The following is a 16,419-nucleotide window of genomic DNA, read 5'->3' on the forward strand; positions in this document are numbered from 1 at the left end:
TTAATTTTAAAGCTAGCTTAATTGATAAAATTCGAGCGTGCAAGTATATTGTGCACAATTTAATTTATTGGTGAGGTGATCATGAGCGACCAAGATGACTATCTAAAGCTGGATAATCAGGTGTGTTTTGCGCTGTATAGTGCATCGAATGCAATGAGTAGGGCGTATCAACCTTTACTGAAAGCGCTTGACCTTACTTACTTGCAGTACATTGTGATGATGGTGCTGTGGGAAGAAAAAGAGATGAATGTCAAAGCCCTAGGCGCAAAAACGCATTTGGATTCAGGTACGTTGACGCCTTTACTCAAGCGCTTGGAAACGAAAGGTTACGTGCTTAGAACTCGCAGTGCTGAAGATGAACGAGTTCGAGTTATTACACTGACGCCTGCAGGAGTTGAGCTCAAAGAGCAAGCGCAGACCGTGCCAGTAGAAATGCTGTGTCTCTCTCAGATGAATGAAGATGAGCTTAAATCGCTAAAAGCGCAGTGTGAGCAATTGCTTGGCAATTTGACCAAGTAAGCACTTTTTAGTTTTTGGCTATGGTAATCAGAAAATAAGAAAGCCCGTTAGCCCTACTGTTAATTAGTTGCGATTGCTAATTCAAGTAAGACTAACGGGCTTTTTGTATCTGCCGCCTTCTAAATGGCAACAGATAGTCTATTCAATTGGGATTTACCCCATAAACCAAGAGATAAAAATCAACGCACCAAAACCGAATGTTGCCATCAGTGCCGTATCGCCACCGGCTGCTGTATAGCTGCCTTCGGTTTGTAGGTGAGGGAAGTCAGGCCTACGAACCTTAACCACCATTGCGAGTGGTCCCCAGATAGCTAGGAACACCAACACCATGCCTGCATAGTCCAGCATGCTCACGAACTGGCTTGCGAACAGCTCTGCTAATACCAAAGGCAATACAAAGGTCAGAGCATAAGCTAATGCTTTGTTGTTGGTGACTGCGTCTTTGTTTTGGTCATACAACGCCATGGATACACCAAGGAAAGAGGTCACCAGTGCTAGCGCTGAGAACAGCGCAATCACGACTTTTAACCAAGCAGATTGACCGCTAAATGCTGAGATCAGTTCTGAAATGTTGTGGAACTGGCTGATCGCGTCTGTACCAAGGTTACCGATAATCGCGAACAACCAAGTTAGGTAGCAGATTAGTGGTATCACTGAGCCTAGCAGAATCATATTGCGGATCTGCTTTTGAGTCGCTTCGCGGTTGTAGATAACCAGTGACGGGATCACCACCATAGAGGCAAAACTGGTAAAGATAACCGCGCTGTACTGCACCACGTCATTGGCCGTGTATTGGCTAGTTTGAGTTAGGTAATCTAGACGGATATTGCTAAACAGAGAGGCAATTACAATAAACAGCATTACCACCATCATGATGAATAGACCACGGTTTAATTTATCGATATAAGACTTACCCGCGACTACAATCACACCCATCAATAGGCTGAAAACGGTATAAGCAGCGGATGCAGAGATGTCTACGCCGACGTCGAGCAATAGCTTATGAATGATGTCGCCAACACCCAAGATATAGGCGATCAGCATGCATACCAGCAGCAGGTAAAAGAGTGCATTGATAAAGTGTTTACCTTTGCTGCCCAGAGTGAGGTAAGCAACACTGCTCATGCCACTGTTGTCTTTCGTTTTGGTACACGCTTCTGCCAGTAGGAGTGCAGAGTAAGTGGTGCCGATAAAGATAAGTAGCATCAGCACTGAGCTGATCATGAAGCCAAACTGGGCCAACACCATGGGAATAGCAAGCATGCCAGCCCCTAATGCAGTTCCCGAAAGGATTAGGGAACTGCCGAATAATTTCATATTCAAAAAAACAACCTCTAGCGATCCAATTAATTTTTGTTTGGATTGTAAATAATTGTTTCCAAGACTAACAAAATACTCAGTAAAGTTAGGGGTTAAATTCTAATTATTTTTGAATTTTTCTAAAAAACTTACAAAGGTATTTCGGAGTGTTATCTGTGATCGTTTGACGCATTTTCTTGGTGATTGTATTTGTTGTTTTAGTTAACGTTTATTCATTGTTGAATGATCTAGCAGTCAGAAATATTCGATCAGAAAGAAGTATGTTTGGCGATTATTTTCGCTAGTGTCACAACCCCTTCTTTCCACTCTTTACTCTCTTCGATATTCGCTACCGTGAAGCGCAAGCAGTGTTTATATTGATCGTTTGTCCCAAATACTGTGCCAGGTAATATTCCTAATTTTTGCTTCAAACAATCTTGATAAATCGCGTAGCTATCGACCGATTCAGGTAACGTGATCCAGTTTAAAAAAGATCCCTCAGGCTTTGACAGATGGTAGCGGCCAACAAGGTGTTCATAGCCATCAAGCGCTTGTATTAACAGGCTTTGGAATTGCTTTTGATTGATTTGGTAGAGTCGTTTCATTTTGGATAAGTGGCTGCGATATTTACCGGTAGTGAGAAATTGACCCACCGCGGATTGCATTAAATTGGAGCTGCCCATGTTGTCGCATAACAGGTATTTTTCAACTTGAGCTTGGTAACGGCCTGAGAGTAACCAGCCAATACGCAAGCGAGAATCTAAGGTCTTGGACAAAGAGTTGACGTAAATGACTCGATCTTGGTTATCAAGCTCTTTGAGGCTGGCAATGGGTGTGTCGAATGCCAAGCTACCGAATACATCGTCTTCGATAATCGGTAAAGATCCGGAGATATCCAGTAATGCCTTTCGGTTAGCCAATGGCATTCGTGAACCCGTTGGATTGGTAAAGTTTGGTGTTAGCAGTAAGGTTTTTACTTCCCATTTGTTCAACGAACTTTGTAGTGATGGAATATCAATGCCGTGGCTAACACTGCTTGGAATTTCTAGTGCTTGCAAGCCAAGCGATTCAAGTAAAAGCAGATTGCCGAAGTAACAGGGCGACTCGACCGCCACGATGTCTCCCGGTTTGGTTAATGCACGTAAAGCCAGACTGATTGCCTGTTGAGCACCATGTGTAATTGCAATTTCATTCGATCCCGCAGGCACGCCTAGATCATGGGTGATCTTTAACAACTGCTTTACTAATTGATCATCACCGGGAGGTAATTGGTAATAACCGGGAAGCTGAGTTTGCAAACGGCTATGGCGACCGATTTCGGCATACAAGCTACGAATAGCCGGGTTGTTGATATTCGGGTGTGCTGAACCTGCCAACAATTTTAGACGGCCTTTTGGGCGAGAGAGAACCGATTTAGTCACTGAAAGCAGATCGACTTTTTGAGGCTGGCTCGGTGCATCCCAGCTAGTGGTGTTCGGTACTTTTACGCGATAGCCTGATTTAGGCACAGAATAAACCCAGCCCGTCGCTTCCAGCTCTTGATAAGCGCGAATTACGGTGTTTTTGCTCACTCCGAGTTGTTCGCTGAGTTGACGAATGGAAGGCAAGCGGTCGTCTGGGTGGAAGAGCCCTTTATCGATCTGAGCCTTAATGTGTTGTTCTATCGCGAGATATTTATTGCCGCTGAGTTCTGCTTCCATGTTTCCCCCTTGTTACTCACACTTAATCTGTAACCATTTAAAGTGTTATATCTGTATCTTTATTAGTTATCTGTACCCAACTAAGGTAACAGCATTGATGAAGAGTTGACCAGAGGTTTGTAATGCTGATTAAAATGATTCCGTTTGTGTTTGTACTATTGTGGTCGTCAGGCTTTGTTGGCGCCCGTCTTGGTGTTGAATACGCTGAACCCGCAACGTTACTTTCACTTAGGATGGTAGCCAACGTGGCGCTATTCTTGGTTTTGATTTCAATCCTTAAGCGTCGTATTCCTCGTGGTCGAGCATTTTTTCACGCTTGTGTGGTGGGCATTTTGATTCATGGCTTCTACCTTGGTGGCACTTATCTCGCGATTGATATGGGTATGCCTGCCGGGTTGAGTTCTCTGCTTGTTGGCTTACAACCGATTCTGACGGCATTGATAATGATCAGCTGTACCTCGCAGCGTTTTAACTTCGCACAATGGTTAGGTTTAGCTCTTGGTTTCGCAGGTATTAGCTTGGTGCTAATGGGCAATATTGAGTGGCAGTCAGATGACCAAAAAGTCACGGCAACTTTGTTGTGTTTGGTTTCTTTGGTGGGTATTACGGTCGGTACTTTGTATCAGAAGCGCTTTTGTCAGGGTACAGATATGGTCGGTGGCGCGATGGTGCAGTACTTGGCAGCAGCAGCATTGTTCTTACCTTTTGCAATGCGCTACGAAACTATGCAGGTGAACTGGACTATTGAGTTCACGTTGACTCTGGCTTGGCTAGTGATTGTTTTATCGTGCATTGCTATTCTATTGCTGCTTTACATGGTAGAGCATGGCGCTTCTTCAAGTGTGGCATCGGTGTTTTACTTAGTTCCACCCACAACAGCCATTCAAGCGTGGCTCATTTTTGGAGAGTCATTCGACATTTATGGCGCAATAGGCTTCGCGTTGTCAGCGACCGCTGTTTATCTGGTGGTGAAAAAGCCTGAGTTGATTAAGTTCCGTAGACGAACAGCATTAGAGAGGTAATGTGTCTACCAAAATTATACCAATCGTAGTAACTAACTGGTCACCCTAGCTTGTTAAAAATCTCGATAACTTCGTTAGAATTTTTGATTGTAGAATAACTGCTTATCGAAAAATGCTGCCTTGTTCTCAAGCTTTTTTCCTACGCTATTTTTGAACACTTACTTACTGTGATTGGTATAACTCGACTTGAAGTAGATTGCTAGAAACAAAAAAGAGCCTGAATATTCAGGCTCTTTCTGTATCAATATTGGCTAGCGACTATTGATTAGCGCTGCATTAAACAAGCGTAAGCCGTGGTAAACGGTGCTTCTTGGTACTGCTTAAGGCCTGTTTCTTTGAACTTCATCATAAGAGGGTTGCGCTTAAGGCTTTCTTTGATTTCATTCGGAGATACAACGGTTACGTCTAGGCCGTCGATCAACTGAATTGCCGCTTCTAGTTTGAAGCCGAAGCCACCGCCAGCAAATTTGCCTTTAGTTTGGCGTTGACGAATTACCACTTTTTCTACTTGGTAATCTTCCATTAACTTTGCAAAAGAAAATTGAAAATCTTTCATATTCTGTGTGTCGTTTGCGTCACTAATCGCAACTTTAGAAACTCGGCAATCAGGAATGTTAAATACACCGTCTGATAGAGATAGAAGACAGATGACTGCATCGTTACCTTTGATTTCAACACCACAAATTTTCATGTTCTTACCTACTTATTTTAGAGCCCTATATTATGGTGTTATTTCGATGACTTCTCCAGTAATAGAACATGTCTAAGGTAAATAAATTCAATATTGTCCACTTTAACTTTTTCAGGTTGACGTCCGGTTAAATGCGAAGCACTCGTTTTCATCGTCTAGTTTTATATGCGATGAGATTCACAAAACTATAGCTGGCTTTTTTATCGATACTGTATATTATGCGCGCGTCCCTATTTAATGTGTGGTTATAAACCCTCTATGAATATCAAAAACCTTTCTATTAAGAGTAAAATTGCGATCCCTCTAATGGTTATCGTGATTGTTTTCTCAACTGTTACTGTGCTTAACGTGATTAAATCTAACGCGCAAGCAGCGATTAACCATGAGCTCAATAATGTGGTTCAACCGGTTCTCGACAACCTAGAAGATGGGTACCGAGATATCTATCAAGTCATTGCATCTGCCCAAGGCCTGTTGCTTGCGAAAGATCAAAAGGCAATTGAATATCAACAATTCGAATTCAAAGACAACGCTTACAAAGCCGTTCCACGCTTTGAGAGTGTCCAAACTCTATATACCGCAGGTGTCTTAGACTCATCTTCTCAAGACGAGCTAGCGAAACTGGTAAAGGCGATGAAAAAGTGGGTGGCATTGCACGAACCAATGTTCGCTGACCCTGCCAATGCTCTTCAACACAACATAGATTACTCGCCGGCATTGGACGCTGAGTTTTCGATCATTCACGATCAACTCGGCTATATTAGAGAGCTGATTGCAGTAAAACAAAAAGAGCTTCGCCAGCAAGCTAATGACTCGATTGAAGAAAGTAAGCTGATCATCGAAGTAGGTATGGCCGTGGCGGTACTTGCGGCTTTGTTTTCGATGTGGTTATCGAACCGTTTTATCGTTCAGCCGATTCAGAGCGTAGAGAAAGCGATGAATGAAATCGCATCGGGTGACGGTAACTTGGCTCAGCGAATGAAAGTTGAAGGTTCTGATGAGATTGCTCGCTTAAGTTCAGCGTTTAACAAGTTTGTTAGTAAGATACATACCACTGTTGAACAAGTGATTCTGACATCAAATGCCGTACGTGCAGAGATGGAAAACATCAAATCAATAACGCAGAATGTGGCTGAATTTTCTTCGAATCAACAGAAAGAAAGTGAAGTAGTCGCGGCTGCCGTTCATGAAATGCAAGCGACCAGTGAAACGGTAAGTGGTAATGCATTAGATGCGGCAACCGCAAGTAATGTTGCAAACAATGAAGTGGAATCAGCAGACAGCACTTTGGGCTTAACCGTAACTTCAATTGAACGCCTTGCGCAAGATATCGAGAATGCAGGTGGTGTGGTTCAGGAATTGGATACTGATGTGAAGAACATTGCTTCTATTCTTGGCGTGATCAAAGGCATTGCAGAGCAAACCAATCTATTGGCATTAAATGCGGCGATTGAAGCAGCGCGTGCTGGTGAACAAGGTCGTGGTTTTGCGGTAGTTGCTGATGAAGTCCGTGCGCTTGCGAGCAAAACTCAAGACAGTACGGGTGAAATCCAATCAATGATTGAACGCTTAGAAGTTGGCGCCAAACATGCCGTTGGCGTGATGACAGAAAGCAAGGCAAGTGGCGAGAAAACCATTGTTCAAGCGGGCACTGCAGCTTCATCATTGAGCGAGATTCGTAACTCAATCGGCAAGATGAATGAGATGAATACGCAAATCGCAACAGCGGCTTCTCAGCAGTCTCAGGTGTCTGAAGAAGTGAACCAGAATGTTCAACGTATCGCGGAAAGCACCATGAAAATGGTTGAGATGGCAAACAATGCAGAGAACGCATGCATCTCACTAGCAGAACAGTGTGAAGCACTTGATAGCCTAGTTTCTCAGTTTGAAGTGTAATCTTTGAGACTGAACAGGCAAAAGTGAGTGGCTAATCGTTTCTAGTTTTAACCCTCACGCATCTGTAATAGACAATAATAAGGCCCGTACTCAATGAGTGCGGGCTTTCTTTTTTGGTGCGAGTATTTTTTGATAACAGTATTTGTAATACAAGGTCGGTTCGAACTTTGTAGATTAGGTCGATAGGAGCCTTGTGGGGAATGCGATATTAGCTTCAATGAAGGCCTTTGTATGTGCATGGCGCATATTAAGCTAGGTGACACTGATCTATATCTTCAATACACTGTATGGGTAACCATAGTTCAAAATAGGGTAGAGGCATGGCCAATTGGGAAGGGGTAAGTGAGTTTGTTGCAGTGGCAGAGCGCGAAAGCTTTACTGGTGCCGCACAGAAACTCGCTACGTCAGTGGCTCAAATCAGTCGTAGAGTGGCAAATCTTGAGGAACGCCTCGCAGTAAAACTACTCAATCGAACGACTCGTAAGGTTTCTCTAACAGAGGCTGGGCAACTCTATTATCAGCAGTGTAAGTTGTTGGTCGAGGGTTTAGAAATTGCTGAGTTAGCCGTCACGCAGATGCAATCCACGCCGAAAGGTTTGCTGAAAGTAACGGCACCTGTGACTTATGGTGAGCGTCAACTCGCCCCAATACTTCATCAGTTCTTAAAGCTCCACCCACAAGTCGAACTTGAGCTGATGTTGACCAATCAAAAGCTCGACCTTATTGATTCGGGTGTCGATGTCGCTATTCGTCTTGGTCGCTTAGAAGATTCGAGCCTTGTGGCAAAGAAGCTGTCTCAACGTCAACTCTACGTGTGCGCAAGCCCTGAATATATTGAACGTTACGGTGAACCGCATACGCTCTCTGAGTTGAGCAATCATCAATGTTTAGTCGGCGGCTTTGAGCATTGGCGCTTTAAAGAAAATGGGCGACCTCGCTCAGTTCGGGTTAATGGACGCATTAAATGTAACAGTGGCTTAGCCTTACAAGACGCAGCGAAACAGAGTATTGGCTTAGTGCAGCTACCAGAATATTACGTGAGTGAAGATCTTGAGTCTGGTGAATTGGTTGAGGTGTTATCTGATTACCGAGACGATAAAGAGGGGATTTGGGCGCTTTACCCACAGAACCGTAATTTGTCTTCAAAGGTTCGCTTGTTAGTCGACTTCTTGTCTGAGCAATTAGACTAGTTCTATCTGGCAAGACACAATGGACAAGAAAATGGGCTTCAGAACAAAGATTCTGAAGCCCATTTTTATTGATGTTCTATAGCTTTTACTTGCTAAGCATTAAGCATTAAGCATTAAGCATTAAGCATTAAGCATTAAGCATTAAGCATTAAACATTAAACATTAAACATTAAACATTAAACCGTGAAGCGATCAACCAAGTGGTACAACTCGTTTGCTCGGCTGTTTAGGTTTTGGCTACCTGTACGGTTTTGGTTTGCTAGCGATGCCGATTGAGAACTTTGGTCTGAAATCACAACAATGCGTTGAGATATCTCTTGGCCAACAATATTCTGTTGTTCAGTCGCCGTCGCAATCAGTGAGTTCATGTCCATAATGGTATCAATCGAATCTTGAATTTTAGCAAGTGCTGCAGCTGCTGCATTTGCTTCTTCTACCGTTTGAGCACTTCTGCTTTGGCTCGAATCCATTGCTTTCACCGCGGCATCTGAAGCGGATTTTAGCTGTTGGATCATTTTGTGAATGTCGCCCGTGCTCTCTTGTGTGCGGCTTGCAAGCTTACGAACTTCATCCGCAACTACCGCAAAACCTCGGCCTTGATCACCAGCTCGCGCAGCTTCAATCGCGGCATTTAGTGCTAATAGGTTGGTCTGTTCCGCGATATCTTGAATGACAGTCAGTGAAGATGAAATGTTCTGTACATCTCCTTCAAGGCGAGATACCACAGTGTTTGCTTCTGATACTTCACTTGCAAGGTCTGCTACGGAACCTGCAGCAGCATTGACTATTTGCTGAGCTTCTTTTGCATTGTTCTCTGCAAGTTTAGCTGAGTCGGCGGCTTGGCTTGCGTTGCTTGAGATCTCTTGCGCAGTTGTCGTCATCTCGGTCATCGCCGTTGCTACTTGTTCTGTCTCTTCACGTTGACCTGTTGCTATCTCGTCGACCTGAGCTGCGCGAGAAGACATGCTGCTCGTTTCTGATACAACTTGCTGACCCACATCGCTCACGCTACGAATGATGGTCTGTAGGCTAGCAACAAAGGCATTAAAGTTCTCACTAAGTTTGGCGAACTCAGGCGCTTTGAATGTTTCCATTCGAGCCGTTAGGTCGGCCTCACCACTTGCAAAGGCACTGATCGAACGGTCAAATTGCTCGAGTGGTTGCATGATTGTACGGTTCACTGCAACAGCGAAAACCGCTACCACTAAGGCAATCAAGCCACAGAAAATTGCAATGGCAGTCAGTGAGCTTTGTAGCGCAGCATTCGAGCTCTCTTTCATGTCACTGATCACGGCGTCAATATCATCGGTATAAAAACCCGTGCCGAGCATTAAATCCCATTGTGGAATAAAGATTGAGTAGCTGAGTTTTGGTAACGCAATGGATTGACCTGGCTTGGGAAAGTAGTAAGTGGTGAATTCCCCAATTTTTGAGTTCTTAATCAGGTCTTGGATTAGGTAATTGCCTTGTTTGTCTTGAAGGTCGTAGTAATTTTTACCAATGCCATCGGTACCTTGTCCGATGACGATTCTTACACCCTTAGAGCTGTAGCCAAAAATATAACCAGATTCACCATATTCTAGAGTTTTTAATGTGGGTAATGCTTCTTCAAGCGTGGCACCTTTTTCTAAGAAAGGAGTTATCGAAGACTGAGCCATTTGCAGGTACGCTTTGAGTTCCTTTTCTTTCATCGCCATCATATTGCTACGCGTCGATTCTACTTGTTGTGCGGTTAGCTCAGTGCTCTTCATATACGTCACGCTCATCATCCCAATTGCCATTAGTAGCAAAGGGATAAAAGAGAGAATATAAAGGCGGTTTTTGATGGTGAGGGTCATTAGCACTTCCTATGTGATTGTCTCAGGCAATTTTCAACACATTATTAATGTGGTTTCGAAATGTAAACGGACTTGTTGTTGAATTGTTATCCTAAAACCTTTTTGTTTGATAAATATGATGGCGGTTAGGTTTTGAAGTGATAGGTGGTGCAACTAAGTACTTATCTGTAAAAAGAGCCGTTCGTTTCGATGCTTTTGAATTTGGCGCTGCTTTGGTAGAATGCGACGCTTTGTAGCACCCTGCTATGTCTATTCGTTAAGTGAGAAAGATTCATGAACAAAAGCCATGTGACTATTGGTTTAACTAACCCAAAGAGCCCGACAAACGTTGGCGCGGTTATGCGTGCGGCGGGTTGCTACCAAGTCGACGAAGTTAAATACACAGGGCAACGCTACGACAAGGCTGCAAAATTTCACACCGATACCAAGAGTGCAACGCGTACTATCCCGCTTACTGGTGTCGAGTCGTTTTTAGATAACCTTAATTCAGAAACTAAGATCGTATGTGTGGAGTTGGCTGAAGGTGCAACACCACTGCCACGTTTTAAACACCCAGAGAACGCTATCTATATCTTTGGCCCTGAAGATGGTTCTATTTCTCAAGATGTCGCTGACCGAGCTGACCATGTTGTTTATGTACCAACTGTTGGTTGCATGAATCTAGCAGCAACAGTGAATGTGCTACTTTATGATCGCCTTGCTAAGTCAGATGAAATGGACGAGAGCAACGAGCTGATCAAGAAAAGCCGCGATAACCGTAATCACCTGCAAGTGAAGCAGGGGTAGATATCGTTCTAATCGTGTCTGGTCTCTTAATATCCAATGCAGATTAAAGAAAACCCCTTATTCGTAGGAATAAGGGGGGTTTACTTGGTTGATCTCGGATCTTAGGTTTGGCTATTCAGCACATTTGGAAGCCATGATTTGCAGTGGTTGCCCCGCATCATCGAATTGTAAGCTCCATACATACTGCCCAGCATTACGAATAGTTATAGCGGTATCTTGACCGTAACCACCTTTAATTAACGAGTTAAGCTGTCCTAACTTTAGGTTAAGCCCATCCGCTGTGAACTGAGGTGACCAAGCCTTGGATGCATATTGCATGCGATAACTGCCCGGTTTTTCAGTGGTGACGACTTGGTAAGTGTTGTCACCTTTATATTCAAACTCTCGTTGACCCACGTGTTTCCAACCTGAATCAGCAAAATTGCCAACCACATAAAGCGGGCTCGAAATAGGGCCTTCAGCTTTTATTGTTGGATTGTCACATTGAGCCATGAAGCCTTGTCCAACTTCATTTCCTGTCGCTAGTATCGCCGCAATTGGCCCTTTTTCACTTGGCTGTGTTATCGACAAGAAACGAGCTTCAAATGGGCTTAGAACGATAGAGTAGTGACCATCAATAGCTGAGATCGATTGCTTGGATTCAATATCCTTCAGATCAGCTATGGAGCCTGCTTTTTCTTTGGTTAGTTTTATGGTTTGTTCTTTGTTGGTAACGTTCACTGCGTAGACAACAGCATCGCCTTCATAGGCTTTGTGATCGACATACGCGACATCATTGGCCATCAGGTTTGTACGTTTACCCTGTGATAGAGCGGGGTGCGTTTCTCTCAGTTTCATCAAGTTTGTCACGTATTGCTTTAAGTCTTTTTCGTGCGCATTGAGTTGGGCCGTGACACCTTCTACTTTACCGCTAGTACGGGCTACGTGATCATCACACAGACCATTAATAGCACAGTCATCAGTCCATACTTTGTCTGCAAAACCTTCTAGCTGATCGCCAATCTCGTCCCCATAGTAGGTCGTAATTGGGCCGGTATAAGCTGCTTGGAATGAAAATGCCGCTTTATAGCGCTGCCAATACTCTTTGTCTTGTGGAGAAGCGATATCACCGCGCTGTAATAAGTCACCAAAGCGCACAAGGTCATGGTTACCGATCATTAAATTTGGCTTTGCGTGGTCTGGGTATAACGAATGTAAAGACATGCCTTCTGCAAGCCACTCTCCACCTTTGTTCCCCACGCCAGCTTCGTTTACAGCAAAGGTTTCCGTCAGGCGGTAGCGCATAGGGAAATCAAACGCAGAACATAAGGCCGGTGCTTCATTTGAACCGTAGCCTGTTTCAATAATACGGTTCTCACCTGCCCAAATTTCCGCGACCATATAACCCAGAGGGTTCACGGTTTTACCTTCGCTGTTTACGTATTCGACTTGAGAAGAAGCGGTGTCTACCGTTTCTCTGATTTGACTCCAAGCTTCTTTTGGCACTTGATAAGCTTGATCTAAGCGCCAACCATCAATTTTGAGTTCTTTGATCCAATACTCGGCAACTTCTTGATAGAAGGCTAGGCTCTCAGGGTATGAGACTGGATTATCCTCTCCTTGGGGCAGCTTACCTGTTGGTGACGGCACTACGTTTTTTTTGTGGTGGCCAAATACGCCATCAAAGAAGACATAAAGCCCACGAGCATGCGCTTCTTCAACTAAGGTTTTAGCTTCTTCCATCGTTCCGAATCTCGGATCGATATTGAAATAATCGGTGGCAAAATAACCGGTTGCATCCAGTCTATCGGCCCAATGGTCTTGGTTTTCGATAGGCTCTGAATTAAAGATTGGGGTTAGCCAAATACCGTTCATGCCAAGAGATTCAATGTAATCAAGTGAGTCGATAATACCTTGGATATCTCCGTTATGATGACTGGTTCCATAGCCTGTCCCATGACCAATTGAGTCATCGCCACTGACAAAGCTTTCGACCATCACTTGATAGATCCTCAAGTCATTCACGTCGGCATTCGTATTCGTTTGGCATTGGTATGCTGTTGGTTCTTGAACTGATTCAGGTGCAGATTGGCAACCTGCAAGTAGGATGGCGGTAACGGCCAACGCGGTATTGGATAGAGAAAGTTTCACGTAAAGGTCCTTATTATTATGATTTAACCTATTATTCACCATCCTGATATTCTATAAATCCTCCGTTAAATAGTGGCAATAGGAGTAGACGGTAGGCTGAGAGACTGAGGTCACAATATGTGGCTAATTTCTTATACATATTATGATGAAGTGCTGATTTTTGAGTCGGAACGAGATTTGTACCGGAAGATATTTTTATGCGGTATGTAACCAGCCTTGTAGAGATTAAGTCATTCTTTGTTTCTAATGTTATCTATCCCGTAAGCAATCGGATATTATCTTGGGTTCATCATTAGATAATTGAAGGGTTAGATAACACCATGGAAGACAAGCAATTACTTGCCGCGCTGCAGCAACACCCTGTCCTCGATCTTTATCAGTTATTCCAAGAAGTTGGTCAAAACCGCTCTCTGTATGCATTACTAGAGAGGTTATCTTCCCTTAAAGAACACCACCAACTGAGCACTCGTCTTAGCCCTTTTAAGCCTCACATCGAAGGGTTGCTGGCTCAATTTGATAGCACTACACCGGACAGTGATATTCTCAAAGCGGTTGCTGTTCAGTCTGAGATTCAGCAACGAGGCCACAGTATGAGTCGTTACATCATGACATCGGACAATCACCGCCATTTTTCCCCAAATGCAGACCTAGTGATGTTTGGTGATTCGATCACCGAATGGGCACCTTGGGCGGATATCTTTCGCGATGTTTCGATGGTCAACCGTGGCTTAGCGGGTGACACCACAACTGGCATGTTGCGCCGTATTGATACCACGTTGAATGTGAAGCCAAAGCTGGTGTGCTTTATGGCTGGGATAAACGATTTGGCTCAGGGTTATGATGTCGAACATATCTACCAGAACTACATTGATATGCTTGAAGTGTGGCAAGAAAACGATATTCGAATCTTGGCGCAATCAACGCTTTATGTTGGCTCTAAACTGCAAGGTTTGAATTCGTCGGTTGAACTGCTCAATAGCAAGATAAGCGAGTACTGTTCTCAGCAAGGCATTGCGTTCTTAGATGTGAATTCTGTGTTGTCACCAAATAAGCTTTTGTCGAATGAGTACTCGTGTGATGACTTACACTTGAATGCGAAGGCTTACCAAGCTTGGGCTGAGGTGCTTCAACCTACGATAGCTGAGTTACTAAAATAAACTCACGCAAATAGCCAAATAGCCAAATAGCCGAGTAGATAAATAAATAGACAGCTAATTAAACAGCTCGACCGATAAACAGCTTAGCTAATACAAGAAAAGCCAACCCCTAGATTTGTTTCGCGAACCATAAGGACATCAATGTGAACCTAAGACAGTTGGAAGTCTTTTACGCCATCATGCAAACCGGAACCGTATCTGGAGCCGCACGTAATCTGCATGTGTCACAACCTAATGTGACCCGTATTCTGGCACACACAGAGCAACAACTTGGGTTTGGATTGTTCGAGCGTGTCAAAGGTCGGTTGGTGCCAACGGTAGAGGCAAAAACCTTACTGCCCGAAGCGGAAAAGGTGTATCAGCAATTGGGTCAATTTCGATCTCTGACCAACAAAGTAAAGCAAGGACATCAGCATTTACGTATTGGTGCGCCGCCGATACTGGCGACCAAATTGCTGACTCCGGTAATAGCCCAAATGTCTCGCGAACAATATTCCAGTAAACAAGAGCTCTCTTTTGAGTTGCTGACAGCAAACCGTGATGAACTGTGTGCAGGGCTATTAAAGCATGAGCTTGATATTGCTATCGCGTTTGGCGATGAAGCACCGCCTGCGATATTAAGTGAAACGCTATTAGCCGAATCGCTCAAGGTTTTGGTTCCATCCAATATGGTTGAGCAGTTACCGGCAGAATTAACGCTAGATGATCTTATCAATTATCCGCTGCCAATCATCGGGCTTGATAGCCGCGATCCATTAGGCCTCCTGTTACATCAAAGCCTTATTGCACGCGATGAGCATTATCACCACCCTATATCGGTACGTGGATACAGCGCTGCGGCAGAACTGGTGAAGCACCAAGCGGGGTTTGCGATTGTGGATCCGTGGACTGCAGAGCAGTATCAAAATGACGACTCGGTTTGCGTGTTTTCACTGCAGCCGGATATCCAATTCTCGGTATCGATGCTTTGTGCAGAGCACACCCCTCAGTCGATTTCCGTTAAGCAATTTATCGTTTCATTGAAGAGCCACACTCACCCTATAACTTAAGGTTATAGGCTCGTCATAAATAGGTATTCGGCAGCTTCTAAGTTCTTAATTAAAGTAAACCCATACAAGGATTTATTAATTAGGAATACTCATGTCTATCGCTCAACCTTACCTTCTTTTTCTTGGGGATGTTACCGACCCACTTGCCGCAAAAACAGCTCGCGGTATTCATCAATGGCGACCAGAAATTTGCCTAGGTCAGCTTCGTTTAACAGACGTTACCGTTTCACTTGGTTTAACGGATATGACCTTACAAGAGGCGCAAGCACAGGGCGCGAAAACGCTAGTGATTGGCACAGCAAACCCAGGTGGTGTTATTCCTGACTCTTGGCAGCCAACCATAATGGAAGCTGCAGAAATGGGATTTGAGATTGCATCTGGCATGCACCAACGACTGAGTGAATTTTCACCGCTTGCTGACATGCAGCAACGCGGATTGACTAAGCTTCATGATGTACGCCACTTTGATGGTGACCTAAAGGTTGGTAGCGGTAAGCCTCGTCAAGGTAAGCGCCTTCTTACGGTCGGAACCGATTGCTCAGTAGGAAAAATGTTCTCGGCGTTGGCGATTGAAAAGTCCCTTAAAGAGTCAGGTACATCCGCTCAGTTCAAAGCGACAGGGCAGACGGGTATCTTGATTGACGGCAGCGGTATTTCGATTGATGCTGTGGTGGCGGATTTCATTTCTGGCGCGGTTGAAGCGATTAGCCCCGATTTTACTGACTACGAGTGGGACATCATTGAAGGGCAGGGTTCTTTGTTCAACCCTTCGTTTGCAGGCGTGAGTTTGGGGTTATTACATGGCGCACAAGCCGATGCTTTGGTGTTGTGCCATGAAGTCGGGCGACCACATATTCGCAACCTTCCTCATGCGCAATTGCCAACGATTGAACAGACGATCGAAGCTAACTTGCAAGCCGCGCGATTGACGAATCCAGACGTGAAACTGGTTGGCATTTGTTTGAACACGTCGGCGATTAGCACTGAAGACGCTGAGATATTATGCCAAGAATGGACCACACTCTATCAAGTACCCGTGACGGACCCGGTTCGTTTTGGTGTACAAAATATTACTGATCATTTGCGACATTCACTTTAACGATTTCATCATTTCTACGTTTCCATTTGTTAAAGCGAACATC

General features: G+C 44.3%; 13 protein-coding genes. 8 read left to right on the forward strand and 5 right to left on the reverse strand.

The genetic code is table 11. The features are described from left to right. Positions 1 to 81: 81 nt before the first annotated feature. Positions 82 to 519 carry a MarR family winged helix-turn-helix transcriptional regulator gene (locus MED222_RS15100; RefSeq protein WP_009846239.1) on the forward strand — a complete coding sequence of 146 codons (438 nt, stop codon included), beginning with the start codon at positions 82 to 84 and terminating at the stop codon, positions 517 to 519. Positions 520 to 672: 153 nt separating this feature from the next. Here the strand turns inward: MED222_RS15100 and MED222_RS15095 are convergent, their stop codons facing one another. Both MED222_RS15095 and MED222_RS15090 read right to left on the reverse strand, forming a co-directional pair. Next, positions 673 to 1,836, reverse strand: coding sequence for an amino acid permease (locus MED222_RS15095; RefSeq protein WP_032555114.1), 1,164 nt, complete (start codon positions 1,834 to 1,836; stop codon positions 673 to 675). A gap of 251 nt (positions 1,837 to 2,087) precedes the next feature. Beyond that, a complete protein-coding gene (locus MED222_RS15090) occupies positions 2,088 to 3,518 on the reverse strand; it encodes an aminotransferase-like domain-containing protein (RefSeq protein WP_009846241.1) in 1,431 nt (476 codons plus the stop codon). 122 nt (positions 3,519 to 3,640) lie between these two features. Here MED222_RS15090 and MED222_RS15085 point away from each other — a divergent pair, with 122 nt between their 5' ends. Next, a complete protein-coding gene (locus tag MED222_RS15085) occupies positions 3,641 to 4,540 on the forward strand; it encodes a DMT family transporter (protein WP_009846242.1) in 900 nt (299 codons plus the stop codon). 265 nt (positions 4,541 to 4,805) lie between these two features. Here MED222_RS15085 and MED222_RS15080 read toward each other — a convergent pair whose 3' ends face one another. Next, a complete protein-coding gene (locus MED222_RS15080) occupies positions 4,806 to 5,231 on the reverse strand; it encodes a DUF3010 family protein (RefSeq protein WP_009846243.1) in 426 nt (141 codons plus the stop codon). 258 nt (positions 5,232 to 5,489) lie between these two features. Here MED222_RS15080 and MED222_RS15075 point away from each other — a divergent pair, with 258 nt between their 5' ends. Both MED222_RS15075 and MED222_RS15070 read left to right on the forward strand, forming a co-directional pair. Then, the gene (locus MED222_RS15075) at positions 5,490 to 7,127 is read left to right on the forward strand and encodes a methyl-accepting chemotaxis protein (protein ID WP_009846244.1); all 1,638 of its coding nucleotides are present in this window, start codon (positions 5,490 to 5,492) and stop codon (positions 7,125 to 7,127) included. Between the two features lie 320 nt (positions 7,128 to 7,447). After that, positions 7,448 to 8,317 (forward strand): LysR family transcriptional regulator, encoded by an 870-nt coding sequence (locus MED222_RS15070; protein ID WP_009846245.1) that lies wholly within the window; start codon positions 7,448 to 7,450, stop codon positions 8,315 to 8,317. 176 nt (positions 8,318 to 8,493) lie between these two features. Here MED222_RS15070 and MED222_RS15065 read toward each other — a convergent pair whose 3' ends face one another. Beyond that, the gene (locus tag MED222_RS15065) at positions 8,494 to 10,155 is read right to left on the reverse strand and encodes a methyl-accepting chemotaxis protein (protein ID WP_009846246.1); all 1,662 of its coding nucleotides are present in this window, start codon (positions 10,153 to 10,155) and stop codon (positions 8,494 to 8,496) included. A gap of 273 nt (positions 10,156 to 10,428) precedes the next feature. On the opposite strand from MED222_RS15065, the gene MED222_RS15060 reads away from it, so the two are divergent. Next, a complete protein-coding gene (locus tag MED222_RS15060; RefSeq protein ID WP_009846247.1) occupies positions 10,429 to 10,941 on the forward strand; it encodes an RNA methyltransferase in 513 nt (170 codons plus the stop codon). Between the two features lie 111 nt (positions 10,942 to 11,052). Here MED222_RS15060 and MED222_RS15055 read toward each other — a convergent pair whose 3' ends face one another. Further along, entirely contained in the window at positions 11,053 to 13,113 is a 2,061-nt protein-coding gene (locus MED222_RS15055; protein ID WP_050395120.1) for an alpha-amylase family glycosyl hydrolase, read from the reverse strand. 278 nt (positions 13,114 to 13,391) lie between these two features. Here MED222_RS15055 and MED222_RS15050 point away from each other — a divergent pair, with 278 nt between their 5' ends. The 3 genes from MED222_RS15050 to dgcN all read left to right on the forward strand — a co-directional run bounded on the left by MED222_RS15050 (position 13,392) and on the right by dgcN (position 16,376). Then, positions 13,392 to 14,228 (forward strand): SGNH/GDSL hydrolase family protein, encoded by an 837-nt coding sequence (locus MED222_RS15050; RefSeq protein ID WP_009846249.1) that lies wholly within the window; start codon positions 13,392 to 13,394, stop codon positions 14,226 to 14,228. Between the two features lie 143 nt (positions 14,229 to 14,371). Then, positions 14,372 to 15,277 (forward strand): LysR family transcriptional regulator, encoded by a 906-nt coding sequence (locus tag MED222_RS15045; protein WP_009846250.1) that lies wholly within the window; start codon positions 14,372 to 14,374, stop codon positions 15,275 to 15,277. 91 nt (positions 15,278 to 15,368) lie between these two features. Then, positions 15,369 to 16,376: an N-acetyltransferase DgcN gene (dgcN, locus tag MED222_RS15040; protein WP_009846251.1), complete on the forward strand. Its 1,008-nt coding sequence runs from the start codon at positions 15,369 to 15,371 to the stop codon at positions 16,374 to 16,376. Positions 16,377 to 16,419 lie beyond the last annotated feature (43 nt).

The sequence above is a fragment of the Vibrio sp. MED222 genome (assembly GCF_000153005.1).
Classification (GTDB): domain Bacteria; phylum Pseudomonadota; class Gammaproteobacteria; order Enterobacterales; family Vibrionaceae; genus Vibrio; species Vibrio tasmaniensis_A.